At 59.6% G+C, this 25930-nt stretch carries 20 protein-coding genes; 17 read left to right on the top strand and 3 right to left on the bottom strand.

Annotated elements, in window-relative coordinates; all coding sequences use genetic code 11:
- The first annotated feature begins 205 nt into the window (after positions 1-205).
- A complete protein-coding gene (locus J0X15_RS03700; protein WP_206938329.1) occupies positions 206-1012 on the top strand; it encodes a hypothetical protein in 807 nt (268 codons plus the stop codon).
- A gap of 182 nt (positions 1013-1194) precedes the next feature.
- The gene (locus J0X15_RS03695) at positions 1195-2283 is read left to right on the top strand and encodes an AbrB family transcriptional regulator (protein WP_209015064.1); all 1089 of its coding nucleotides are present in this window, start codon (positions 1195-1197) and stop codon (positions 2281-2283) included.
- Positions 2284-2298: 15 nt separating this feature from the next.
- Here the strand turns inward: J0X15_RS03695 and J0X15_RS03690 are convergent, their stop codons facing one another.
- Complete coding sequence (locus tag J0X15_RS03690) at positions 2299-3273, bottom strand: D-2-hydroxyacid dehydrogenase family protein (protein ID WP_206938328.1); 975 nt, start codon at positions 3271-3273, stop codon at positions 2299-2301.
- A 199-nt stretch (positions 3274-3472) separates the two neighbouring features.
- Here J0X15_RS03690 and J0X15_RS03685 point away from each other — a divergent pair, with 199 nt between their 5' ends.
- The 5 genes from J0X15_RS03685 to J0X15_RS03665 all read left to right on the top strand — a co-directional run bounded on the left by J0X15_RS03685 (position 3473) and on the right by J0X15_RS03665 (position 10531).
- Positions 3473-4360 carry a DUF1932 domain-containing protein gene (locus J0X15_RS03685; protein WP_206938327.1) on the top strand — a complete coding sequence of 296 codons (888 nt, stop codon included), beginning with the start codon at positions 3473-3475 and terminating at the stop codon, positions 4358-4360.
- A 218-nt stretch (positions 4361-4578) separates the two neighbouring features.
- On the top strand, positions 4579-5676 hold the full coding sequence (locus tag J0X15_RS03680) for a Bug family tripartite tricarboxylate transporter substrate binding protein (protein ID WP_206938326.1): 1098 nt from the start codon (positions 4579-4581) through the stop codon (positions 5674-5676).
- A gap of 63 nt (positions 5677-5739) precedes the next feature.
- Positions 5740-7755: a tripartite tricarboxylate transporter permease gene (locus tag J0X15_RS03675; protein ID WP_206938325.1), complete on the top strand. Its 2016-nt coding sequence runs from the start codon at positions 5740-5742 to the stop codon at positions 7753-7755.
- Positions 7752-8861, top strand: coding sequence for a 4-oxalomesaconate tautomerase (locus J0X15_RS03670; RefSeq protein WP_206938324.1), 1110 nt, complete (start codon positions 7752-7754; stop codon positions 8859-8861). Before J0X15_RS03675 ends, J0X15_RS03670 begins: the two co-directional genes overlap by 4 nt.
- The gene (locus tag J0X15_RS03665; RefSeq protein ID WP_206938323.1) at positions 8858-10531 is read left to right on the top strand and encodes a thiamine pyrophosphate-binding protein; all 1674 of its coding nucleotides are present in this window, start codon (positions 8858-8860) and stop codon (positions 10529-10531) included. Before J0X15_RS03670 ends, J0X15_RS03665 begins: the two co-directional genes overlap by 4 nt.
- On the opposite strand, the gene J0X15_RS03660 is transcribed toward J0X15_RS03665, so the two are convergent.
- The gene (locus J0X15_RS03660; protein WP_206938322.1) at positions 10494-11432 is read right to left on the bottom strand and encodes a LysR family transcriptional regulator; all 939 of its coding nucleotides are present in this window, start codon (positions 11430-11432) and stop codon (positions 10494-10496) included. The genes J0X15_RS03665 and J0X15_RS03660 overlap by 38 nt on opposite strands.
- A 347-nt stretch (positions 11433-11779) precedes the next feature.
- Here J0X15_RS03660 and J0X15_RS03655 point away from each other — a divergent pair, with 347 nt between their 5' ends.
- The 4 genes from J0X15_RS03655 to J0X15_RS03640 all read left to right on the top strand — a co-directional run bounded on the left by J0X15_RS03655 (position 11780) and on the right by J0X15_RS03640 (position 16908).
- Positions 11780-12772, top strand: a complete 993-nt coding sequence (locus J0X15_RS03655; protein ID WP_206938320.1) for a sugar ABC transporter substrate-binding protein — start codon at positions 11780-11782, stop codon at positions 12770-12772.
- 164 nt (positions 12773-12936) lie between these two features.
- Positions 12937-14715, top strand: coding sequence for an FAD-dependent oxidoreductase (locus tag J0X15_RS03650; protein WP_206938318.1), 1779 nt, complete (start codon positions 12937-12939; stop codon positions 14713-14715).
- A gap of 12 nt (positions 14716-14727) precedes the next feature.
- On the top strand, positions 14728-16512 hold the full coding sequence (locus J0X15_RS03645; RefSeq protein WP_206938316.1) for a thiamine pyrophosphate-binding protein: 1785 nt from the start codon (positions 14728-14730) through the stop codon (positions 16510-16512).
- Between the two features lie 27 nt (positions 16513-16539).
- Positions 16540-16908, top strand: a complete 369-nt coding sequence (locus tag J0X15_RS03640; protein ID WP_206938315.1) for a cupin domain-containing protein — start codon at positions 16540-16542, stop codon at positions 16906-16908.
- Between the two features lie 37 nt (positions 16909-16945).
- Here J0X15_RS03640 and J0X15_RS03635 read toward each other — a convergent pair whose 3' ends face one another.
- The gene (locus J0X15_RS03635; RefSeq protein ID WP_206938314.1) at positions 16946-17923 is read right to left on the bottom strand and encodes a LysR substrate-binding domain-containing protein; all 978 of its coding nucleotides are present in this window, start codon (positions 17921-17923) and stop codon (positions 16946-16948) included.
- 185 nt (positions 17924-18108) lie between these two features.
- Between J0X15_RS03635 and J0X15_RS03630 the strand changes: the two genes are divergently transcribed.
- From J0X15_RS03630 to J0X15_RS03605, 6 genes are all read left to right on the top strand, one after another.
- Positions 18109-19371, top strand: coding sequence for an ABC transporter substrate-binding protein (locus J0X15_RS03630; protein ID WP_206938313.1), 1263 nt, complete (start codon positions 18109-18111; stop codon positions 19369-19371).
- 145 nt (positions 19372-19516) lie between these two features.
- Positions 19517-20392: a branched-chain amino acid ABC transporter permease gene (locus tag J0X15_RS03625; RefSeq protein WP_206938312.1), complete on the top strand. Its 876-nt coding sequence runs from the start codon at positions 19517-19519 to the stop codon at positions 20390-20392.
- Positions 20392-22926 (top strand): branched-chain amino acid ABC transporter ATP-binding protein/permease, encoded by a 2535-nt coding sequence (locus J0X15_RS03620; RefSeq protein WP_206938311.1) that lies wholly within the window; start codon positions 20392-20394, stop codon positions 22924-22926. Before J0X15_RS03625 ends, J0X15_RS03620 begins: the two co-directional genes overlap by 1 nt.
- Positions 22927-22958: 32 nt before the next feature.
- Positions 22959-24407, top strand: a complete 1449-nt coding sequence (locus tag J0X15_RS03615; protein ID WP_209015130.1) for an aldehyde dehydrogenase family protein — start codon at positions 22959-22961, stop codon at positions 24405-24407.
- Positions 24408-24439: 32 nt separating this feature from the next.
- A complete protein-coding gene (locus tag J0X15_RS03610) occupies positions 24440-25162 on the top strand; it encodes an SDR family oxidoreductase (protein ID WP_206938309.1) in 723 nt (240 codons plus the stop codon).
- A gap of 113 nt (positions 25163-25275) precedes the next feature.
- A partial coding sequence (locus J0X15_RS03605) for a transposase (protein WP_206938307.1) occupies positions 25276-25930 on the top strand: 655 nt, incomplete at its 3' end.

The following is a 25930-nucleotide window of genomic DNA, read 5'->3' as shown; positions in this document are numbered from 1 at the left end:
TGGTCTGGCAAAGATGGCCCTGGAGCAGCCTCTAAAACGCGTATGGCTAGGTGGTTTGAACGGGCCAACCGCACGAAGGTTCCTGTGGTGAACTGGCTTAAGTTCGCCCTGAGAGAAGCCGAAACGCCAGCGGACTAGGCAATGACTGCCTTATGCAAGGGAACGGCAGGCGAAGCTTGCCGTTGCTCATGAAAGGGAGCGCTTCATGACGGTAATTCTTCTAGGCTTGGGTTGCCTGATCCTCGTAGTGATCACCTATGACTTTGCCTTCACGACAATTAGTGCCAACAAAACAGGTCCCGTGAGTTTGGGGGTCGCCGAGGGGATATGGAGAGTCCTCTCGCTTTTCAGCAAACTCCCTGGGCAATCGCTAAATCCGCGGCTAACAGGCCCCCTGATTATGTGTGGAGTTGCTTTCGTCTGGATCGCAATGACCTCAATTGGCTGGCTCCTCGTTTTCAAAAGCGTCGACGGTGCGCTTGTCACCAAGGCAACAGGCGTTCAGGCCTCGTGGGCGCAGACCTATGCCTTTGTCGGCAATGCCCTCTCTACGGCCGGAGCGTCAAACGTCCAGCCGTCCGATACGCTTTGGGATAATTTGGCAGCTTTGACGGCCGTCAACGGCATGATCGAACTGACGTTGTCAGTCACCTTCGTACTCAACATCACCCAAACAGTTGTGAGTGGACGGGGTTTTCTTGCCTTGATTCAGATACAAGATCTGGCGGATCCGGCGAGTGACAACGTTCTGTTGCCGAAACTCACTGATCTTTGTGTCCGACTGAATGCGTCGCCTTTGGCGCTTTATTATTCATCTTATCGGCCGGAACGCAGATTACCGCAGAAACTGACCCAGCTGGCGCACCGCATGGCGACGTATCCAGACCGCTTCGATCCATACCGTACGGCTCTGTCGGAATTGCCTTATCTGAACATTTCGAAAAACCATGACAATGCGGAATTTCTGGCGGAAATGAGCAAGTGGTCCGGACAGTATACATTGCACTCCTGATCCGCGGAGAACGCTTTGAAACGGGTCAATGTTTTCGCTTGATTCCGCAGCAGAGACACCGGCCCAACACCTTGATTCCGCGAAAGATGTATCGCTGCCATACATTCGGTGAAACTTGCAGGTTTCCCTTTCGGGTCAGTTAGTATACAAAAGTATGCAATCACTAACTCCTGGATTCTCCTGTGCCCATTCTCAACACTCCCAACCCGTTGACTCGGACCATCATCACGCTCGCCATCTCCGCCGTTGGCGCGGCGGTTTTCTGGTCCCTGGATCTGCCCCTGCCCTTTCTCTTCGGGCCGATGTTTGCAAGCCTCGTGGCAGCACTCGCCGGATTTCAGCTGCGGGGCGCCGGACCCGTGTCGAAAGGTGCCAGGACAATCCTGGGGGTTGCCGTGGGTGCATCGATCACGCCAGCCGTCATTCATCAGCTGCCTCAAATGGCGGCATCCGTTGCATTGATCCCGATTTATCTGATGTTGATCGGCGCCATCGGACTGCCGTATTTCACCATGGTCTGCAAGATGGACCGGGTGACTGCCTACTATTCCGCCATGCCCGGCGGGCTTCAGGACATGATCCTGTTTGGCGAAGAAGCAGGCGGGAACGTCCGCGCCTTGTCACTGGTTCATGCGACCCGTGTTCTGCTGATCGTCAGCCTTGCACCGATCATCCTGACCAGTTTCATGGGCATAACGCTTGACAACCCGGTTGGCGCGCCTGCGTCCTCCCTGCCGGTTACCGAGATGCTGATCATGGCCGCCGCTGCGCTGATCGGCTGGAAGGGCGCTGAGCGGGTTGGCATGTTCGGAGCTTCAATCATCGGTCCGATGATTGTCGCTGCCATCTGCTCCCTGACCGACCTGATCCATTCGCGCCCACCGGCCGAGGCCATTCTCTTCGCCCAGTTCTTCATCGGCACCGGGATTGGTGTTGGCTATGTCGGTGTGACAGTGAAGGAGCTGCGAAACTACGTCGTTTCAGGCGTCGTCTATGTGGCGCTGCTGGCGGTTCTGGCCGTCATCTTTTCAGAGATTGTCGTGCTCACCGGGTTGGCCCCTCCCCTGGACGGATTCCTGGCCTTCGCACCGGGTGGTCAGGCCGAGATGACGGTTCTGGCAATCATCACCGGCGCGGATCTGGGCTATGTGGTGGTGCATCACCTGACCCGCCTGATCCTTGTCATTCTGGGCGCGCCGGTGTTTGCAAAAATTCTGGCGAAACCGCTCCCGGCCACCGACGACAGCGGCTCCGGGAGCGGTAAGCCCTAGGGCTATTCCTGAGGGTCAGCCCTTCCAGACCTCCGGGTTGATCATATTGATCGGCTTGCCATCGGCGTAAGCCGCGACCTGATCGAAGATGTCGGAGAACTGCAATTCGAACTCATCCTCTGTGACAAAGCCGATGTGCGGTGTCACGATGATGTTCGGGTGTTGCACCAGCGGATCGCTCGGGTCAGTCACCGGCTCCTTGTCGAAGACATCAATGGCGGCAAAGCCCGGACGTCCCTGGTTCAAAGCAGCCAACAGTGCACCTTCCTCGATCAGGCCTGCGCGTGAGGTGTTGACGAAGATGGCCCCTGACTTCATCGCTGCCAGATCTTGTGCTGTCACCACCCCACGGGTGGCCGCCACCAGGCGCAAATGCACGCTGACCACGTCGCACCCGGAGAAGAAAGCTTCCCGACTTTCAGCAACGGTCTCGCCGTCATCGGCAGCACGCTGGCGAGAGGCTTCCGAGGCCCAGAATACGACATTCATGCCGAAAGCCTTGGCAAAGTCACCCACTGCGCGACCGATCCGGCCATAGCCGTAGACACCCAGCGTCCGGCCCCGCAGCGTCTTGCCGACGCCCATTTGCCAGTTTCCGGCCTGCAGCGACGCCATTTGTGCTGGAATCTGACGCGCGCTGGCCAGGATCAGTGCGAATGTGTGTTCTGCAGCAGCAAACGATGGCGTGCCGGAATGCATGTTGGAGCACAACAGCACCTCGTTGCGGGTGCAGGCCTCCAGATCAACGTGCGGATAGCCGCTCCGCTGGCTAATCAGTTTCAGGTTCGGCAGTCGGTCCAGCAACTCGGCCGTCACCTTGGTCCGTTCGCGAAACAGCACAACCCCGTCGAAGTCTTTCAGGCGTTCAACCAGCAGATCCGTGTCCTGCAGATGATCGTTGAAGACCGTAACGTCCTGCCCCTTCAGCTTCTCAAAGCAGGGCAGCCCTCTCAGGGTGTCGAAATAATCATCGAGTATCGCGAGCTTCAAATCTTTCCTCCAAATGTTTCATCTCAGAGCCTTTTCAGGCACTTAAACCCTAAAGGGCAAGACCGCCCGAACACATAGGTTTGCCACGAAAGGTCATTGATAATTCGCCAAGACCTCCCGGAGAGGGCCAAGCTGTGGGACAAACTCGTCGCACAACCGATCAAATAATCCAAGAACAAGCGTTTTCGGGAGGACGTGGATGAGTACCAAGATCACCTTCATCGGGTTCGGGGAAGCCGCCAGCGCACTGGTTGCAGGCTGGGGCGCAGGCACACATGAGGTCAGCGCCTATGACATCAAGCATGAAGACGCTGCCACACGCGGCGAGATCGCAAAACGCTGCGACGACCTCGGCGTCACGTGCTGCCCTTCAGTCAAAGCTGCCATTTCTGGCGCTGAGTTGATCTTTTGCACGGTGACAGCAGATCAGGCCGTGATTGCGGCCCGCACAGCAGCCCCACTGCTATCGGACGGACAGGTCTGGCTGGATCTGAATTCCTGCGCGCCGTCGTCCAAGACAACCTCCAGCGAGCTGGTCGAGGCGACAGGCGCACGCTATCTCGATGTCGCCGTCATGGCGCCGGTGCACCCGAAGCTCAACAAGGTGCCGCTGCTGATCGCCGGTCCGCACGCCGAGACCCTCCGCCCGGTTCTGGAAAGCCTGCCTCTGGTCCCGCGGGTTGTGCCGGGTCCAATCGGGTCTGCCTCCTCAATCAAGATGATTCGCTCAGTGATGGTGAAGGGTCTGGAAGCCCTGACCGCAGAATGCACCCTTGCGGCAGTCGCTGCCGGCGTCGACAAGGAGGTGTTCTCCTCCCTCATCAAGAGCCATCCAGGTACAGACTGGCCGTCGCAGGCCGCTTATAATTTCGAACGCTCGATGGTGCACGGTGCACGCCGCGCTTCCGAGATGGAAGAAGTTGCCAAAACCCTGAAGGATCTAGGTCTGCCCGCCGACATGGTTGAAGCGACGATCACATGGCAACGCAAACTGTCGGAAGTTGATGTCGCAGCGCCTGAAAATGCGCGTCAGACACCTCCAGAAACGATTGCAAACGCGCTTCTGGCTCACATCCGGGCGAAATAAAGGCATTTCCATGGCGGAAACCCAAGGGTTTTCGTCGGGCACGGGCACCCCGTCACTGATGAATAATTTTCATAAGTGAATTGGAAAAACGAACTTGTCTGCATCGTCCCAGCATGACAGCTTAAATATCAAGACCTTTTTGCTAGGTAATTCGTCTGATATGGCGACTTTCCAGGAGAACGCATAGGGTTCCGTCTAAAATTTTTCGGGAGGAATATATGAAACTTATGAAATCCATCAGCCGTGGCCTGACTGTAATGCTCGCCGGCGTCGCCGCTTGTGCGCTGACTTCGACCGCACAGGCTGAAGTCGACTTTTCCGGCAAGACCGTTGAATTCGTCATCCCGTTCTCCGAGTCCGGTGGATCCGCCCGTTGGGCAAACTTCTTCGCACCGCTGCTGAGCGAAGCACTTCCGGGCAACCCGACTGTGGTCGTGCGGTATCGCCCAGGTGCAGGCTCCACCAAGGGTGCCAACTGGTTCCAGCGTCAGAAGACCGATGACGGCACGCTGATCTTCGGCTCCTCCGGGTCGACACAGTTTCCGTACCTCCTCGACGATCCGCGCGTGAAGTTTGACTACAATGACTGGCAGGTCATTTTGGCCTCCGGCGTTGGCGGCGTAACCTACCTGCCGCCGGAACTCGGCGAGAAGTTCGATGGCGATGCCAACGATCTCAAGGACATCGATTTCATCTGGGGTAGCCAGGGCGCAACACGTCTTGACCTCGTCGCCAACCTTGCATGGAAAATGCTCGGCATGAACGTTCAGCCGGTCTTCGGCATTGCCGGACGTGGCGATGGACGCCTGATGTTCGAACGTGGCGAAGCCAACATCGATTACCAGACATCCCCGGCCTACCTGAAGAGCGTTGTGCCGATGGTTGAAGCTGGTCGTGCGGTTCCGATGATGACCTGGGGCGGTCTGGACGACGATGGCAACATCGTTCGTGACCCGACATTCCCGGACATGCCGACTTTCAAGGAAGTCTGTGAAGCAACCGACGGCTGTGAAACCTCGGGCATTGCCTGGGAAGCCTGGAAAGCCTTCTTCATCGCCGGCTTCCCGGCCCAGAAGATGGTCTTCCTGCCGAAGACTGCGTCCGCTGAAGTCCGCGCCACTTACGAGCAGGCGTTCAAGGACATCATCGCTCGCCCTGACTTCACCAAGCTTTCTGAGGCCACTCTTGGTGCTTACCCGCAGATGACGGGCAAAGGCGCTGAGAAGGCAAAAGAACTGGCCACCAAAGTGCCGGCTGAAGCCAAGGCCTATGTGGTCAACTGGCTGCAGGAAGACTACGGCGTCTCTCTGAAGTAAGTTCAAGGGGGCTCGCCTGCCACGTGCCGGCGGGCCCCACTTCCCTAGACTTGCAGGACAATCATGGACTTGGTCGCGACCGCGTTACCGGCGCTTGGCGAAGCGCTGACGCTTATCTTTCAGCCGGCGCAGATCGGCTTTCTTTTTCTCGGCGTTCTGCTGGGTCTTTCTGTCGGGATTTTTCCCGGCCTAGGCGGCATCGCCGGACTCAGCCTCGTGCTGCCCTTCATGTTTGGCATGGATCCGGTCTCCGGTCTCGCCCTGATGGTCGGCCTTATCGCTGTTGTACCCACCTCGGACACCTTCGCATCGGTCTTGCTCGGCATTCCCGGGTCGACGGCCAGCCAGGCCACCGTTCTTGACGGTTTCCCCCTGGCCAAGAAAGGGGAAGCGGCACGCGCGCTTTCCGCAGCCTTCATCTCGTCGTTGTTCGGCGGATTGCTTGGCGCGGTTGTTCTGACATTCTTCATCCTCATCGCACGCCCGCTGATCCTCGCATTCGGACTTCCCGAAATGCTGATGATCACACTTCTCGGCCTGTCGATGGTGGCCATTCTGGCCGGTCGCATCCCACTGAAGGGAATTGTCGCCGCCGGACTTGGTCTGATGGTCGGCACCATTGGTGAAGCAGGGGCCGGTGGCTCCCTGCGCATGACGACCTATGATATTCCGTATCTGATCGACGGTTTCTCGCTGGTTATCGTCGGTCTCGGCATTTTTGCCATTCCCGAAATCGTTGCCCTGCTGCGCCAGGATCGAGCCATCTCGACAACGGGTGGTCTCGGCAAGGGCTGGCTTGAAGGTGTCCGTGACTGGTGGGTCAACATCTGGCTTTCCGTGCGCAGCGCCATCATCGGCGTCGTTGTCGGTGTCATTCCCGGTCTTGGCGGTTCAGTCGTCGACTGGATTGCCTATGGCATGACTGTGCAGTCTTCGAAAGACAAGTCGCAGTTTGGCAAGGGCGACATCCGTGGCGTGATCGGGCCGGAATCGTCCAACAACGCCAAAGAGGGCGGCGGGCTGGTTCCGACGCTAATCTTCGGCATTCCAGGTTCCGGCAGCATGGCTGTCTTCCTCGGTGGCCTGGCGTTGTTGGGCTACGACGCCGGTCCGCACATGGTCCGCTATGAGCTGGACCTGACCTACACCATCGTCTGGTCACTGGCACTCGCCAACGTCTTCGGCGCGGGTCTGTGCATTCTGCTCTCCGGCCAGATCGCCAAACTGACGACAATCCGCTTCACGCTGGTTGCACCGTTCCTGTTCATGGTCATTGCCTTCGCGGCCTTCCAGTCCCGCCAGTCCCTTGGCGATCTGGCCTCGCTCATGGCCATCGGCATGATCGGCATCTTCCTGCGTCGGTTCGACTGGTCGCGCCCGGCATTCCTGATCGGCTTCGTTCTGTCACATCAGGCTGAAAACTTCGCCAATATGGCCAACCAGATTGCCGGCGCAAAATTCCGTCAGAGCTTCGGCACCGGGATCGAGTACATCGCTTCGCCAATCGTTCTGGCCATTCTGGCGCTGACCATTGTCTCTGTGGTCATCGGTATTCGCCAGAGCAAGAACATCCTCGGCAACGGCGACACTCCGACCGGCACCAAGCGTGCGCCCATGATCTTCCTGCTGTGCATCACCGGATACCTGGCTGTGGCCCTGGTCAATGCACTGTCGATCGACATGATCAGCGACAAGATCTTCCCGATCCTCGTTTCCGGCATCGCACTAGCGGGCTGTGTGGCCCTGATCTTCCGGATGAAGATGACGCCAGAATCCGATCCATTGTTCACCGACTTTGAACGTGGTGGCGAAGACGGTGCAGCTCCGCATGGCCTGTGGTCCACGTTGTCGTGGTTCGCGTTCCTGCTGGTGCTGTCCTCGTTGCTCGGCTTCGTTCTGGCGTTGGGAATTTTCTTCCTGTCCTTCCTGCGCATCCGTGCCGGACTGACTTGGCTCTTCACGGCCTTCCTGACCGGCTCAGCCATCGCCTTCATCTGCTTCCTCGGCGGCGTTCTGGGACGTGACTTCCCTCCCGGCCTGCTGCAGTCTTACTTCGAACTTCCATGGCCTTTGACATGACCCAGACAGCAATCCCTTTCCTGTTTATGCGTGGCGGAACCTCCAGAGGTCCCTACTTCCAGCGCAAGGATCTACCGCAAGACCTCGACGTCTTGTCCAATGTCCTGGTGCAAGTTGTCGGTTCCGGCAATGCCACCAACATCGATGGTCTGGGCGGCGGGACAGCCGTGACGACGAAAGTCGCCATGCTGAGCCCCTCCACCCGAGACGATGCGGATGTGGATTACTTCTTTGCTCAAGTCAGCGTCGAAGACCGTTTGGTCGACTACGGCCCGACTTGCGGCAACATCCTGGTCGGCGTCGGCCCGGCAGCCATCGAGATGGGCCTTGTGAAGGCTGTCGACGGTGTCACCACCGTCCGGATCCATTCCGTCAACACCAGCTCTCTGGTCGAGGCACAGATCCAGACCCCCGGCGGCTTCGTCAGCTACGAAGGTGATGTTGAAATCGCCGGCGTGCCCAACGCTTCGGCTCCAGTTGCCCTGAACTTCCTCGATGTTGTGGGATCGCGCACCAAAAAGCTGCTGCCGGCAGGTGCACCGACGATCACCGTCGACGGTACTGAAGTCAGCTGCGTTGACGTTGCCATGCCGATGGTCATCGGGCGGGCCCGCGACTTCGGCATTACGGGGTATGAAACCCCGGCCGAGCTGGATGCCAACAAGGCGCTTTACGAGAAGATCGAAAAAGTCCGCCTTGAAGCAGGCAAGCTGATGGGCCTGGGTGACGTGACCAAGTCTGTTGTTCCGAAATTCGGGTTGATGTCCGAAGCCCAGAACGACGGCAACTTCAGTGTCCGTTACTTCATGCCTTGGAACTGCCATCCCAGCCTTGCAGTCACCGGCTCTCAGTGCCTGGCTGCCTGTTCGCTCATTCCGGGCACCATTGCGGAAGGCATTGCCAAGCCGGTTGACACCTCCCCGTCGCGGATCCGGATCGAGCATCCGGCCGGGATCATGGATGTTACAGTCGATTTCGAGCGGGCCGACGACGGCTTCAAGTTCAACTCAGCCGGTCTGGTCCGCACAGCGCGGATGATCGCGCGCGGTGACGTCATGGTATCCAAGTCCATCTTCAGCAACGAAGAGGCCGAGGCCAGCTCATGAGTGACGCCGACAGTCCAATGCATGTTTTCGACATGCTGGCGCGCGTCTTCATCAATGAGAACGTGACCACCTGCTTCTCCCTATTGGGCGATGCAAACATGAACTGGGCGACACGGCTGGCCGAGCAGGGCTGCCGGATGATCTATGTCCGGCATGAGCATTGCGCGGCGGCCGCTGCGATGGCCTATGCCCGCAAGACCGGCGATGTCGGTGTTGCGACGGTCACCTGTGGTCCCGGATTGACCCAGCTGACCACGGCCCTTCCGGCTGCGGTCAGAGCGCGGTTGCCGCTGGTGATCTTCGCCGGCGAAGCCCCGTTGAACTCGGGCTGGTACAATCAGGCCATAGACCAGGCGCCAATCATCACAGCAACCGGTGCCGCCTATCATTCTCTCCACCATGTGGAGCGTATGCCGACAGCCATTCGCGACGCGTTTCTGCAGGCAAAGCGCGAACGGCGCCCGGTGGTCATCGGCGTGCCGTTTGATTTGCAGAACCGCGCCTGGACCGGGTCTGAGTTGCTGCCGACACCGTCGGCGGATCTGCTGCCGAAGCTCTCGCCCATTCCGCCAAACCCGACGGATGTGGATCAGGCGGCTGCGTTGATCTCAAAGGCTGAGAAGATTGTCGTTGTGGCCGGCCTTGGGGCCGTGGAAGCCGAGGCTGGTTCTGCCTGCCGAGCGCTTGCACAACGCTGTAACGGTCTGCTTGCAGTCACCCTGCCCGCTCGCGGACTGTTCCACGACGATCCGTTCTCGCTGTCGATTGCCGGTGGGTTCTCTACCAAGATCGCGAGGGATTGCTTTGCCGAGGCCGATCTGGTGATTGCGGTTGGCTGCTCACTGGCCCGCCACAACGCGGATGCCGGCAAGCTGTGGCCGAACGCCAAGGTTCTGCAGATAGATACGGATCCCATCACTATCAGTCAGGGCCGTATTGCAGCCGACGCCCATCTTCGCGCAGACGCACGTCTCGGCGTTGAGGCTCTGACATCTGCGATTGCCGAACGGTCTCCTGCTTGGCGCAGCGACGAGTTGGCAAACGCCATTCGCACGACACCTGCCGACGACACACCGTTCGAGATGGAACCGGATGTCCATGATCCACGTGATGTGGTCAGCGCATTGGAAGCCGGATTGCCTGCCGATTGGCAGATGGTCAATTCATCAGGCCATTGCTCCTACTTCTTTGCGCAGATGCCATCGCGCCCGCAGGAGCGCTTCCTGACGATCCGCGAATTCGGGGCAATCGGCAACGGCATTTCGTTCGCCATGGGTGTCGCGGCTGCCAACCCGGATGACACCGTGGTTATGTTCGACGGTGACGGCAGTCTGCTGATGCACATCCAGGAGCTTGAGACGATCAAGCGCCATGGGCTCAACATTCTGATCATCGTGCTGAACGACGGAGCTTACGGATCCGAGATCCACAAGCTGCGGGCCGAAGGTCTGTCTGATGAGGGTGCGGTTTTCGGCCGGACCGATCTGGCGGCCATTGCGCGCGGGTTTGGCATCGGTGGCGAAACCATCGACGACCTGTCCCGTCTGCCGGAGCTCATCGCGCAGTTCAAGTCGAATGGCGGCGGCGCTGCCGTCTGGGATGTTCCGGTCTCCGACCAAGTAATCTCACCGGTTATTCAGCGGGCGCACCCGCCAAAGCAGCACGCCTGACTTTCGGCTCCCCCTGTCGCGCCAGACGTTCCCTTGTCATCTCGAGCAAGCGGGACGCCGGGCGTGACAGGGTGATGCCCTTGCGGGTCACGAACCCCAGAGTGCGCTGCATCTTCACATCGGAAAAATGCAGCGCCTTCAACTCCGGCCCGAACAAGCTGGACGCCAAGGCCGGCAGTACGGTCAAGGCCACGCCTTCCGCCACCATCCGCATGGCCATGGCTGAATTCTGAACTTCATATCGCCAGATAATCGACGAGCTGTGATCGCCAAGCGCTTCATCGATCAGCTTTCGGTTGGTCGACTGGGTCTCGATGCGCACAAACTCCTGACCCGATAAATCAGCTCGGGTAATCGTGTCGCGCTCCGCCAGCGGATGATCCTGCGGTACCAGCAGCACATAGGGCTCGGTGTAGATTTCATGGAAATCCAGATCCCACTGACGCGCGCCCACCACGGTGATGCCGAACTCGACTTCGCCTTCCTGGACGAGATCATAGACCCTTCCCACCGGCTGATCCTGCAGCCGGATGTGAACGTCGGGACACTCGCGGGCGAAGGCCTTCAGGATCGACGGCATATAATAGTTGGCGATGGTTGGCAGACAGGCAAAGGCAAGCTTTTCCTCACGGGCCGTGCCGCGACTCTTGAGGCCCGAGTAGGCATCCGCAAGCTGTCGCAGATCGCGTCTCACCTGAGGCAACAGCCCTTGTGCCTCTTTGGTCAGCGACACATCGCGGGTGGTGCGCATGATCAGCTGGACGCCGAGATCCGCCTCCAGCTTTCGCACCCGATGGCTCAATGCGGTCTGAGACAGATTGAGATAAGACGCCGCCCGGCTGAAGCTCCCCAGCTCGGCAATCGCGACAAAAGCCTCCAGGCCCAGGTAATCAGTCCGCATGAAAGCACGGCCTCTTCGTCTCGTTGGTGTCTGCAGGGGCGACGACAGACGCCCGCGCCCAGACCTACAGCGAACCGGGCCGATAGGGAAATTCGAATTGTACGAGAGCCAACAATGACACGGGCAAAGCGAACGGCGACGCCCGTGCTTTCCGCTTGTCCCGCCGCATGATCGGCAGAACGGCCCGCCGAGAGCTATAAGCCTGACTTATAGACCCGTCGGTATTTGATATTTTTCCCAAGCCTGTCATTCACTTAGTCTCTCCCATGTCGAAGACCTTGCAAAAAGAAGGCGCGGCATCCTGCATTGAGCGCCTCCGCCCAATGCATGTCTTTAGGGAGAAAGACATGACATCAGCCCTACGCACGTTTCGCCGATTTGGTCAGGCTGGACTGTTTTCCGCCATTCTGGCCGGCAGCATGCTGTCAACACCGGTGCAAGCCGCCAACGACGCACCTTTGATTGCGGTTTTCACGAAGAATTTCACCAACCCGGCCTATGCCGCCGCGCGCCGGGGCGCCGATCTGGTGGCCGAGGAAAAAGGCGCCACGACAGCTCATTTCGTGCCGGAAAGTCCGGACAATGTTGAGCAGCAGAAGGCTCTGGTGGTCGAGGCCCTCGCCCAACATCCAGATCTGGTGATCTTCGTTCCTGTCGACGACAAGGCGATGGTTGAGGATGCGGCGAAATTTACCGCCGCCGGCATTCCCGTCGTGTCTTTCGTCAACCGGTTGGAAGGCGACTTCATTACCCATGTTGGCTCCGATGACGTGGCTGTTGGCTACAATGGCGCCAAGGCGCTCTTCGAAGGCATGAACGGCAGCGGCAAGGTGCTGGCAATCGAAGGCAACCCGGCGGCCCCAACCAGCCGCAACCGGGTCAAGGGCATGCAGAACGCCGCCGCGGAGTTTCCGGATATCGAAGTTCTGGGGATCGTTACCGGCATGTACCAGAAGCCTGCTGCCTATGATGTCACCGTCCAGGCTCTCAAGAACCATCCGCAGATTGACGGCATCTGGGCGGCCAATGACGTCATGGTCTATGGCGCCCTCGACGCGCTGAATGAAGCCGATCGCGCGGCCCAACTCGTGGGTGCCAATGGCCTCGATGGCGCCATCAATCTGATCGAAGACGGCACCATGCTGGCAACCGTAGAATTCAGCGCCTTCAAGATCGCCTGTACCGCTGCGCGCGCCGGCCTGCGGCATCTGGATGGGCAGGATATTCCGGACGACATCACCGTGCCGTCCGTGCTGATCGACAGGACCAATCTGGCACCGTGGAAAGTGCCGCTGAATGAGCGCAAGTGCCCGACCTGGGAAGAAATCGTCACCCCATAAAACAGCGGTCGGAGCGGATGGCGATCCAAAGTCCGCCGTCTGCTTCGCTGTTCGCAGTTTCAATTCGTCCGGCACAAAACCTATTTGCCAGGCAGGCAGCGAGACCTGAGCCTGTCAGAACGGTGGTGAGCTTCACCGCCGTCAACGTTGGGAGGCGTTGACCCATGACCTCAGCGGAGATCCGGGAGGACCTGCAACAAGATGAGGCGTTCGACCTGATCGTGCTGGGAAGCGGCGCGGCGGGGCTGACCGCTGCGATCACCGCTGCCTTGCAAGGCCTCAAGGTTGTCGTTCTGGAAAGCCAGGCGGAGATCGGCGGCACGAGTGCGCGCTCTTCCGGCACGGTCTGGATCCCGGACAATTCCCTGTTGCGCGCTGAAGGCATCACGGATGATGGCCCGAGAGCCGCCAGATATCTGTCGGCTCTGGTCGGCAATGCCGGGCCGGAGGCTCCTTGGCGGCGATTTCTTCAGGCAGGGCCACTGATGCTGGATGAACTGATGGCCAAGACCGACCTCACCTTCAAACCTTTCATGAGCGCTGCTGATTACCGACAGGACATGCCGGGCGCCGCTGCAGGCGGCCGGGCTCTCGAGCCGCAGGCCTTTGACGGCCGGCGCCTCAAAAGCGACTTCAAACGCCTTGCCTCCCCCTTACGCGAATTGATGGTCTTTGGCGGAATGATGGTCACCCGCTCCGAAGCGGCACAATTGCTGCGCGCTGACCGCAGTTTGTCCGCACTGATACTGGCGGCACGGCTCACACTGCGGTTTGCCCTCGACCGCTTGAACAACAAGCGCGGCACACGACTTGTGCTTGGAAATGCGCTGATTGCCGCTCTTGTGAAATCCTGCCGGGATCTGGGTGTCGCCATCCACTCCGACGTTGAGGCCACGCGTCTTCTGACCGACGGCGGTAAAGTCATCGGCGTTTCCCTGCGTCGGAACAATGAAACACTCAGCCTTCTTGGGCACAAGGGCGTGGTTCTTGCCGGCGGCGGGTTTCCGGCCAGCTCAGAAAAACGCCAGCAACATCTCCCCTCGCCGACCCCTCCGGCGACACCTGCAGCCCCGGGCTGTCTGGGGACGACGCTGGATCTGGCACTTAGCGCAAGCGCTGCACTTGGACCTTCGGGCAAGGACAACGGGCTGTGGTTTCCCAGCTCATTCTACAAGCGTGCTGACGGCACAACGGCGGTCTATCCGCATATTGTGCTGGACCGGCCCAAGCCCGGTCTGATTGCGGTCGACCGCCAGGGACAACGCTTTGCCAATGAAGCGCTGTCGTATCACGAATTTGTCCGCGCCATGTATGCGCAGACAGACAAAGGCGGAGACGCCATCCCGGCATGGCTGATCGTCGACCGGGCTTTCATCCGCAAACACGGCCTCGGCGTCATCCGCCCGCGCACGCCGTCCCTGCGGCGCTATGTTGCGTCCGGTTACCTGTTGGAAGCAACGACAATAGCCGAACTTGCCACGCAGGCTGACCTGCCGCCGGAAGCGCTCAAACACACCGTTTCGCGCTTCAACGAGTTTGCTCGCCAAGGCCGCGATGATGACTTCCACAAGGGCGAGACGCTCTATGAGCGTGGCAACGGCGATGCGGATGTTTCGCCCAACCCATGCCTGGGCGAAATCACCCAGGGGCCGTTTTATGCCGTTGCCGTCTGGCCCACGCCACTTGGCACCAGCCGTGGACTGCTGACGGATGAAAACGCCCGCGTACTTGATACGGCCGGCAAGCCAATGCTGGGGCTTTATGCCTGCGGCAATGACGCTCAATCCGCCTTTGGCGGCGAATATCCGGGTGCCGGTGCACAGCTCGGCCAGGCCATGACCTTCGGCTGGCTGGCTGGACTGCATGCCGCCGACATCCCGCTTGAGGATGTTGGTGAGCCCCCGCCCGAACCCCTCTCTTCTTTTCACAGACAACAGGCGTAACGCGAGGACTACATGAGCAAACGCAAGGGCGGCGATCTGATCGCCGAATTTCTGGTCAAGGAAAAGATCCCGTATGTTTTCGGGATCTGCGGCCACGGCAACGTCGGTCTGCTGGATTCACTTTATGACGTGAAGGATGAGGTCAAACTTGTCTCTCCGCGGCATGAGCAGACCGCCGCGCATATGGCCGACGGCTTTTTCCGGGTGAAACATCAGCCGGCAGCAACCCTGACCTCCACCGGTCCGGGGTCTGCCAATCTGATCATGGGTCTGGCCGTTGCCCAGACGGACTCATCGGCGATCTTCTCGATCACGGCGAATGTCCCGACGTCACAGTTCAACCGCGGGCCGTTTCAGGAGTTGAACCAGCATCATCAGGCTGATTTCAACAATGTCATCAAGCCTGTGGTCAAACGCTCGTTCCAGCCGACGCGGGTGGAAATGCTGCCGCTGGCCATGCGCCAAGCTGCCCAGACCATGACCAATGGCCGTCCCGGCCCGGTCAATCTGGACGTGCCCTACAACCTCTTTGTCGAAGAGGCCGAAGTGAAGGAGGAGCCAGCTTCCAGCGGGCTGAACACCCGCCGCAGCGGCGCCAGCGAAGCCGATATTTCCACCACCGTCGACTGGCTTTTGGCGGCAGAGCGCCCGGTTCTGTTCATCGGGCACGGCGTCACTCTCTCCGAAGCAGGTGACGAGCTCGTCGCGCTGGCCGAACGACTTTCCATCCCGGTCATTTCCTCGCCCAACGGCATGGGTTGCATGGATATGCGTCATGAGCTGTCACTCGGCTTCATCGGCCGGAATGGCGCTTATGCCTCCAATCAGGCGGGCCGTCATTCCGATTTGGTCCTGGCCGTGGGCGCCCGCTTCGATGACCGCTCTGCCTCGTCGTGGATCCCCGGTTATTCCTGGAACTTCCCACAGACCAAGCTGGTGCATGTCGATGTCGACCATGCGGAGATCGGACGTAATTATCCGCCGGATCTCGGTATTCTGGCCGACGCTCGCGCCTTTCTGCGGCAGGTTTTGAACGAACTCGACCGGCGCAATGTCGGCAATGGGCCACGCCTGAAAGACTGGCACAAGGATATCGCCGATTGGGCGGCACAGTGGCAGAAGTTCATCGCCCCGGGCTTCGAAATGCATTCCAGCCCGATCCGGCCGGAGCGTATTGTTGCCGACTGCCGCAAGGTGTTGCCGGATGATGCTATCATCACGCTGGACAGCGGCATTCACCACAATTGGTTCATGCAGTTCTGGGAAGCCCGGCGCCCGCAAACCATGCTGAACACCTGGGGCTATTCCGGCATGGGCTTCGGCCCGAGTTCGGCTCTGGGCGCCAAGCTCGCCGCACCGGATCGCCCTGTGGTGTCCATCTGTGGTGATGGCGGCTTCACTATGGTGCCGCATGTGCTGTGCACCGCGGTGGAATACAACATCCCCGTCGTCTGGGTGGTCTGGAACAACTTCGCCTGGGGCGCCATCCGCGACCTTCAATACGCCTATTTCGACGGTCGTGAATATGGCACGGCCTTCTATCACGGCGAAAACCAGCAGCCCTACAATCCGGACTTTGCCGCCTGGGCGCGGGCTGCCGGGGTCGATGGCTACACGGTCACTCGATCGCAGGATTTCGCCGGTGTGCTGGAAAAGGCCATCGCCTCGAACCGTCCGGTGCTGATCGACGTGCATGTGGATGCCAACATCCGCCCACCTGCGACAGGCGCCTGGGAATTGCCGCCAATCCCGCCGAAGCAGCCAGCCTTTGGCGAGCCCTGGTCGCCGGCCGGTTGAACTGTCTGATTTTCAAGGAGAACACTCATGGCCGAAAAAGGCGAAGCCTGCATCCGCAACATTGCGGAAGAGCCCTGGCAGCAATTTCCTGCCCACTATGGCGGTGCGTTGTCCAAGGCGCTGGTGCATCCCGACACCACCGGATCCAAACAGCTCGACTACCGCATCTCGACCTATCAGCCGATGGCCTATGTCGAGCGGCATGTCCACAAGGTGCAGGAGCAGGTCTACCATGTGCTCGACGGCGAAGGCCTGATGGAAGTGGGCGATGAAAAGCGCGTCGTGCGCAAGCACGATGTGATCTTCCTGCCGCCAGGCGTCTGGCACTCGATCCAGAACACCGGACTGGGAGACCTGACTTTCATCGTCGTGACGACACCGCTCACCGACGACTAGGAACAGGCACCAAACATACCAGGCAAAACCGAGGCGATCAGATCATCACACTGGTCGCCTCGACTGTTTTCAGCACCTCGTAGTCCTCAAAGCCTGACCATTCGTGATTTTCCACCAGCTCGAACGCAGTCTCCTTGACCACGCCGGCAACCACAGCAGCTGCCGTCGAAAGACGTTCCGGACCGAGGGAATAGAGGAAATTGCGCCGTCGGAACCGGGCATCGGAAATCGGCAGGCAGCGCCAGTCCCGTCCCCGCGCCCCTTCGTGCATCACCGCGCCCATCGGCTTGATCGTTGCGCCGATGTCGTCGTACACGCAGTTCATCAGCAGCGACAGACTGTCGATCTCGGCCACCACATTGGTGCCCAAGCCGCGGTTTTCGAATTCAGCGGCAATCCTCTGGCGCAACCCATGCGATCCGGTTGGCAGGATCAGCGGCAATTCCGCCGCCTCTGCAATAGTGATCGAATCACGATCTGCCGCAAAAAGTTTGCTGTGCTTGGGGATCAGCACGAACAATTCCTCTATCAGCAGTGGCTCGACCGTCAACTCATTCGACATGTCGGTCGAAAAAAGCACGGCCAGATCGAGCTGACCCAAGCGCATCAGGTGGCTGATATGACCGCTCATGCCCTCCACCACATTCAGCAAAATGCTTGGATAGCGCTGCCGGATCTTGCGCACCAGATGCAGCCCCAGCGCCGACACGGTGGTGGCCGGCAGACCAACCGAAACCATCCCCTGCACGGCGCCTGTGTCGCTGCGGGCAATCGACAGTGCCTGATCCAGCTGTCGCAGCATGAAACGGGCGTGATGATACAGCGCCAGGCCGTTTTCGGTCGGCGTCACCCCCTTGGAGGATCGGTGCAAAAGCGGCTTTCCGACCTCGTCTTCCAGCTTGGCAATCTGCTGGCTCAAGGCCGGTTGGGCGATGAGAAGTTCACGGCTTGCCTTCGATAGGCTGCCGCTTTCAACGATCTGAACAAAATAGCGAAGTTGGCGTGTATCAAGCATGAGCAGAAGGGAAGCGCAATTCTAGCCATAAGTCCACCTTATAGCCCGTCTCTCTATTTAATATTTCCGCTAAAAAAATAGATTTCCTAAACTGACCGACATGAAGAGCAGGCAACCCATAAGAATAAAGCTTGCCACATAACCAAAACCTTCACCGGGAAACGTCTATCATGGGAGGAAATACGATGACGGACTCCAAGGGAAAAAGCAGTGGCATCTCGCGCCGGTCTGCGCTCCAACTGGGTGCGGGCGGTCTTGCCGCCGGCTCCATGCTTTCCATGCCATCCCTCGTCTACGGCCAGACCGAAGCGATCAAGATTGGCCATCTGACACCAATGACCGGCTTTTTGGGGTCGCTTGGTGAGTGGGCCGTTAAAGGCATTCAGCTTGCTGCAGAGGAAATCAATGCAGCTGGCGGTGTGATGGGGCGGCCGCTGGATGTCTCCTCGGAGGACAGCATCAATCCAGACACCGCCGCCACCAAGGCGCAGCGTATGCTGGAGCGCGACGGTAACGCCTTCCTGATGGGGGAAATCAGCTCTGCATCGGCACTGGCGATCTCACAGGTCGCTGCTCGCAACAAGCGCCTGTTCATGGCCCTTGGCCCGCGTTCAGATACGCTTCGCGGCAAAAGCTGCAACCGCTACATGTTCTGCACCGACATTCCCAACACGGTAATGGTCAACGCTGTCGGCAGCGCGCTGCTGCGTGAAGGCATGGTTGAGGGCAAGAAGTTCGTCACACTGACGGCCGACTACGTCTTCGGTCACGATCTTCTCACAGCCGCAAAGGCCTTCTTCGATCGCAACGGTGCGACCCTGGTTCAAGATGATCTGGTCGCGACCGACGTCACCGACTTCTCGCCATATCTGATCAAGATCCGCCAGGCTCAGCCGGATGTGGTCTGCCTCAACCTTGCCGGCAATCAGGTGACGAATTTCGTCAAGCAGTACTCGGAATATGGCCTTCCCTTCCCAACCGTCGGCTTCAACCTGAACACGGCGGATGCCTGGGCTGCGGGTGATGGCAACCTGACGGGTACCTGGCCAACCGTCTGGTATCACACGCTGGATAACCCGGACTCCAAGGGCTTTGTCGAACGCTTCCAGGCGAAATACGGCGAGTTGCCGGAAAACCATGCCTGGATTGAATACATCGCCCTGAAAATCGCCGCCCAGGCGATGGAAGAAACCGGATCGACCGACAGTGAAAAGCTGGTCGACTACTTTGAAAGCGGCGCCAAGTTCAACATCCTGAAGGACCGTGAAGCCTACTTCCGCTCCTGGGATCACCAGCTCATCCAGGAAGCCTACCCCTTCACCGTGAAGGCACCGGGCGAGGCGGCTGATCAATTCGACATTCTCAGGCTTGGCGAAGCTGTTCCCGGCGCGGAACAGGATCTCGAAGTCATTTATCCGACGTCTGATCAGAACCCCTGCAAGCTCTAAACCCTACGGGGAGGCCAGCCGCCTCCCCGCTCCTCCGGACAAGGGTGCTCCCCACCGACGTGCATCTCGACGCACGGCGTCAATGCCCCCTTGTCCGTCTTTCTCCCTTGAAGACCGGAAACGGTTTTTCTGACCGGACAAGACAATGCAATTTGTTTTTCTCATGGAGCAGGTGGTCAACGGCCTGGTACTGGGCGGTTACTATCTGCTGGTTGCTCTCGGCCTGTCGCTCATCTTCAGCGTCGGCGGCATCGTCAACCTTTCCCATGGCGCCTTTTATGCCCTCGGCGCCTATGTCGCGATGGAGATCTCCAAGGTGCTGGGCTTTGCCGGCGGCGCGATCCTGTCGCCCGTTGTCGTCGGCTTCATCGGCATCCTGTTCGAGCGTTATATCCTGCGGCGCTTCTACAGAGCGGAGCCGATCCTCAGCCTGCTGGTCACATTTGGCCTGGCCATGGTTGGAGAGCAGATGATCCGCATTCTTTGGGGCGCGGCTCCCGTTCCTGTCTCCATGCCTCTGCTCCTGAAGGGGCCGGTGTTTATCGGAGACTTCCTGTTCTCGCGCTACCGGCTGTTTCTGTTGGGAGTGGTCATCGTGGCGTTGATCGCCATCTGGACGCTGCTGAACAAGACCTCCTTCGGGCGTGTTGTAAGGGCCGGGATCCAGCAGCCGGACATGGTCGCAGCCCTGGGCATCAAGCTTCAGCCCTACATGACCACCGTCATTGTTCTGGGCGTCGGCCTTGCAGCCCTTGCCGGAGCCCTGTTCTCGCCGATCACCATTGTTCACCCCGCCATGGGAGCTGAAATCCTCACCGTGGCCTTCGTCGTGGTGATCATCGGCGGGCTTGGCAGCTTCTGGGGCGTGATCCTCGCAGCTCTGCTTGTCGGCGTGGTGCGCGGCGTGACCATCCACTTCTATCCGGCAGCAGGTGCTGCCTCCATGTATGTCCTGATGTTTGCCGTTCTGATGTTCCGCCCGCGCGGACTGTTGGGCGAACGCATTGAGAAATTTGAATAATGAAAACCACACTCCTGCAAAAATACCAGCCGCTGTGGATCGGCCTGGCCATGCTGGTGGTCCTGCCCTTCGCAATGGAAGCCATCGGGCTGACCGTCAACACAGCCTCGGTCATCGTGTTGCTGGCCATCGCCACCATGGGTCTGAACCTGCTGGTCGGTTACACCGGTCTGCATTCCTTCGGTCATTCCCTCTGGTTCGGGGTTGGCGGCTATGCGGCCGCACTCGCCCAGCTGAACTGGTTCCCGAATCAGATCATCGCACCCATCCTTATCGCGATGACCGTTTCCGCCCTGGGCGGGGCCGTGATCGGCTTCCTGATCCTGCGGCGACGGGGCGTCTACTTTGCCCTGCTGACCCTGGCGCTGGTTGCCCTCAGCTACACCATTGCCTTCCGCTGGACGGATGTGACGGGTGGTGAAGACGGCCTGGGCGGGTTGAGCCGGGGCAGCATAGGCTCGATCAGCCTGGACGATTCGCTCAACTACTACACTTTCGTCGCCTGCATCGGCGCGCTGGTTCTGTTCTTCATGGTGCGGCTGCTGCGCTCGCCTTTCGGGCAGGTCATCGTCGCCATTCGGGAAAATCAGCTTCGCGCCTCGTTTCAGGGCTATGACATCCAGCGCTACAAGCTGATCTCCTTCACCTTGTCGGCAATGATCACCGGCCTCGCCGGCTCGCTCTCCGGTTTTGAGCACTATTTGGTGTCGGCGGAATCCACCTCTGTCGCCCTGTCTGGCGAAATGCTGGCAATGGTCGTCATCGGTGGCATGAACCATATCCTCGGTCCGGCCATCGGGGTGGTCTTCTACATCGTCTTCCGCGAGCTGTTTTCCATCTGGACCAGTAACTGGTTGCTGTACTTCGGCCTGATCTTCGTCGGCTTTGTCATCTTTGCCCCCGGCGGCATCGCGGGCATCTACGCCCAGGTCCGCAATTGGCTGAAGCCACCAGCGGAAGAAACCGCTGCGATGAGCCGTCGCAAGATCTATGAGGGATTGCCGCTGCCGGAGTTCCTGCGCCCCGCGCCCCGTATCGGGCCAGTGCTGGAGGTCAATGGCATCGTCAAGAAGTTCGGAGGGTTCACGGCGGTCGACAAGGTCTCGCTCGATGTTCACAGCGGCCAGATCCATGCGCTGATCGGCCCGAATGGCGCCGGCAAGACCACGACTTTCAATCTGATTTCGGGAATGTTCCAACCGGATCAAGGCAGTGTCCGCCTGTCACAGAAGGACATCTCAGGCCTTCCTCCGCACAAGATTTCGGAGAACGGGCTGGCACGGTCCTTCCAGATCACCAACCTGCATGAAGGGGTGTCGATCTACGAAAACCTTCGCCTCTCCGTGCAGGCCAAGCATCCCGGCCGCTTCAACATCTGGCGCGATATCGACAGCTACGAGGCCGTGCATGGCGAGACAGCCGAGCTGGCAAAGTTTCTCGGTCTGGAAGGCATCGAGGACATCATGGGTGGCGATCTGTCCTACGGCGGCCAACGTCTGGTCGACCTCGGCATCGCCCTCGCCTCCAAACCGCAGATCCTGCTGCTTGACGAGCCGCTGGCTGGTCTGGCCGCCGCCGAAAGGGAGCGCGTCACAAGTCTGGTGCGGCGAATGGCGGAAAATATTCCTGTCCTGATCGTTGAACATGATCTGGACCGGGTGTTGTCGCTGTCGCATCAGGTGACCGTGATGAACCAGGGCGAAGTTCTGATGTCGGGGTCTCCGGCAGAAGTTCGCGCTCATAGCAAAGTCCAGGAAATCTATACCGGATCCGGGACCCCTGCCGTGGTCGGACGCTCACGCGAAGCCAAAGGCGAGCAACCGGTGCTGCTCGAGGTGAAGGACATCAACACCTTCTACGGTAAGAGCCACATCCTGAACGATGCTTGCCTGAACATTCGCAAGGGCGAGATTGTCGCTCTACTGGGCCGCAATGGTGCCGGCAAATCGACCTTGCTGAAAACCCTGGCCGGTCTGGTGCCTGCTGCCTCTGGCAACATCCGCTTCGACGGTCAGGATCTGGAGACACTCTCCGCGCCGGACATCGCCCGGTTGGGTGTCGGCTATGTCCCTCAGGGACGCGGCATCTTCTCCGGCATGAGTGTGGAGGAGAATCTTGCCCTCGGACGCTTGGCGCGCAAGACGGATAACGCCGACGGCGTCGTCTGGAGCGAGGAACGCATCTACGAGATGTTCCCGCGCCTGAAAGAACGCGCCAAGACATCGGCCGACCTTTTGTCGGGCGGCGAACAGCAGATGCTGGCGGTGGCCCGTGCCCTGTCCGGCAACGTCAAACTGCTGTTGCTCGACGAACCCTTCGAAGGACTGGCGCCTGCCATCGTGGAAGAGCTTTTCACCGTGTTCGACCGGCTGCGCCTGGAACTTCCAATCCTGATTGTCGAGCACAATCTGGATCTGGTGCTGGCGTTGTCTGACAGGGTTTTCGCCCTGGAACGAGGTGCGGTCTTCCATGAAGGCCCTGCCACGGCACTGCTCACCGACATCGACTATCGCAAAGAAATCCTCTGGCTCTGAGATCGATGATGAAAGGATCTATCGTGACCGATATGCAAAATGTTCTGGAGCCGGAAAGCGGAACGCTCGATCAGCTTCTCATCGACGGAGCGTTCGAGACGGGACACGGGCCTCAATTCGAGGTTCTCGACAAGTTCACGCTGAAGCCCTTCAGGCTTATCAAATCCGCTGACGAAACCCAGGTACGCCGTGCCGTCGACACGGCACACGCTGCCTTCAAGGCAGGGGCACCTACGCCGTATGAACGCGGAGCCATTCTCGATCGCGCTATCGGCTGTCTCTCCCGCCGGGCGGATGAGTTCATCAGCGCGATGGTGCGCGAAGCCGGGTTCACAAGCTCCGATGCCGCCGGAGAGGTCAAGCGCTGCCAGGAGACGTTGCGCCTGTCCGCAGAAGAAGCCCGCAGATTGTCCGGTGAGGTCATTCCCCTGGAAGGCGCACCGGGTCAAACCGGGCGGCTTGGCTTTACCGTGCGGGTACCATTGGGCGTCATTGCCGCAATCACCCCGTTTAATTCGCCACTCAACACGGTCACCCACAAGGTGGCTCCGGGGTTTGCCGCAGGCAACGCGGTCATTCTGAAGCCTTCCAGCCAGACGCCCGTGACGGCCATGTTGCTGGCTGAATGTCTGCTGGAAGCCGGTATGCCGAAAGGCTACCTCAGTGTCCTGCAAGGCGGCGGTGATGTTGCCAAGGCACTTCTGGCGGATGAACGGGTTCGGTTCTTTGCCTTTACCGGCAGCACCGAAGTCGGGCGCTCCATCCAGCAATCAGCGGGCCTTCGGCGGACCCAGATGGAACTGGGATCGATTGCCTTCACCCTGCTGTGCGACGACGCCGACCTTGATAGGGCCTTGCCCAAAATCGTCAACGCCGGCTATCGCAAGGCCGGGCAGGTCTGCACCTCCATCCAGATGCTGCTGGTCCATGAGAGCATTTTTGAAGACGTGACAAAGCAGCTCGCCGCGCGCGTGGAGAAACTGGTCTATGGCGACCCGAAGAACGACGACACATTCGTCGGCCCGATGATCTCCGAGCGCGAGGCCATGCGCGTCGAAGCCTGGGTTGAAGAGGCAATGGCCTCCGGTGCCACACGGCTCGCCGGCTCGGCCCGCCAGGGCGCCATTCTGCCGCCGACCCTTCTGACCAACATCAGTGACAGCATGAAGGTCGGCTGCCAGGAGATCTTCGGTCCGGTGATGTGTGTTGCGCCCTATTCCTCGCTGGATGAGGCGATCACGCGGGTCAATGCAACGCCCTATGGTCTGGCGACAGGGATGTTCACCAACCGGATCAAGGACGCATTTCAAGTCGCCATGCGGCTTGAAGTCGGCGGCGTTCACATCAACGAAACCTCGAGCTCCCGCGTCGATGTGATGCCCTATGGCGGCTCCAAGGACAGCGGCTTTGGCCGCGAAGGACCGCGCTACGCCATCCATGAAATGACCGAAGAGCGGGTCATCACTATTTCCACGACCTGAACCAACGGGTCAGACTTGAAAGAAAGCACATCATGAGCAAGAAAATCGCCATCGTGTTCGGCGGCTCGCGCGGCATCGGCGCGGCCTGCGTGACGAAACTCAACCAGGACGGCTTTGACGTGGCCCTGACCTATGTCAGCAGCCAGCCAGAGACACCGTCCGCAGCAGCCGGTACCCAGATCAGGGCCTATAAGGCCGACATCGGCAGCCCGGACCAGATCGCCAAGGTGTTTGCGGATGTGGAGGCGGACTTCGGCGGCGCGGTGACATGTGTCGTTGCCAACGCCGGGATCAATGTGCCTCCCGGACCAATGGCCCAGTTTGATCCGGACAACTTCCGCAAGCTGGTGGAGGTCAACATCGTCGGCGCCTTCAACATCCTGGCGGAATCAGCACGCAAGGTTGCCGACAACGGCACGATCATTGCCACGACCACCACACTGGTGCGTCACGCCGTGCCTGGCGTCGGGCCCTACAGCGCCACCAAGGCGGCGGTGGAATGTCTGGTGCGTTCGATGTCGAAGGAACTTGCCGGGCGTGGCATCCGCGTCAATGGCGTGGCGCCGGGACCCGTCGACACGGATCTGTTCCGCGCGGGCAAGGACGAAGCCGCCATCCAGCGTTCTGCCAGCATGAGCCCGCTTAACCGAGTCGGCAAGCCGCAAGAGATTGCCGAAGTCGTCGGCTTTCTCGCCTCGGACAAGTCTTCCTGGGTTCTTGGTCAGATCATTCAGCCCAACGGCGGCCTGATCTGATCGACATAAAAGCTCCTGCTCCTATCAACATGATGGAAAGCCCGGCAAATTGCCGGGCTCAGACTGCTGACAAACCTCTGGCGTTTGCCGGGGGTTTTTGATTCACTGTTTTGATGTTGAAGCAGCCCGGCCCTTCCCAGACAGCGCTCGAGATTGTGACGCTCGATCAGCTTGTCCCCAGAGATCACTTGTTGCGCAAGATCGACGCGGTGATCGACTTTTCGTTCATCCACGCGCGTGTTGCGGATCTTTACTGCGCGGACAACGGCCGTCCGCCGCTTGATCCAACGCAGATGTTCAAGGCGCTGTTCATTGGCTATCTGTTCGGCATCCGCTCCGAGCGCCAGTTGGTGCGGGAGATCGAGGTGAATGTGGCCTACCGGTGGTTTCTGCGTCTGCAGCTGACGGACAAGGTGTTCGATGCCTCGACGCTGAGCCAGAACCGGCGCCGGCGCTACACCGACGCGAGCGTGGCCCAGGACATCTTCGACCATATTGTCGAGCAGGCGATGTCTCATGGGCTCGTGGATGGCACGGTGCTTTACACGGACAGCACCCACCTGAAGGCGAACGCCAACAAGGGCAAATACGATCTGGCCCAGATAGAGAAGTCGCGGTCTGACTACTGGGCGGATCTGGACAAGGCCATCGCGGCGGAACGCACACTGCACGGCCAGAAGCCGCTGAAGGAGAAGGCCCGCGCGCCGGAGGTCAAGGAGACCAAGGTCAGCCGTACCGACCCGGATGCGGGTTATATGGTGCGCGAGG

This window comes from Roseibium limicola (genome assembly GCF_017313085.1).
GTDB classification, from domain to species: domain Bacteria; phylum Pseudomonadota; class Alphaproteobacteria; order Rhizobiales; family Stappiaceae; genus Roseibium; species Roseibium limicola.
Note: the sequence above shows the minus strand (reverse complement) of the source record. Positions and strands in the feature narration are given on the sequence as shown.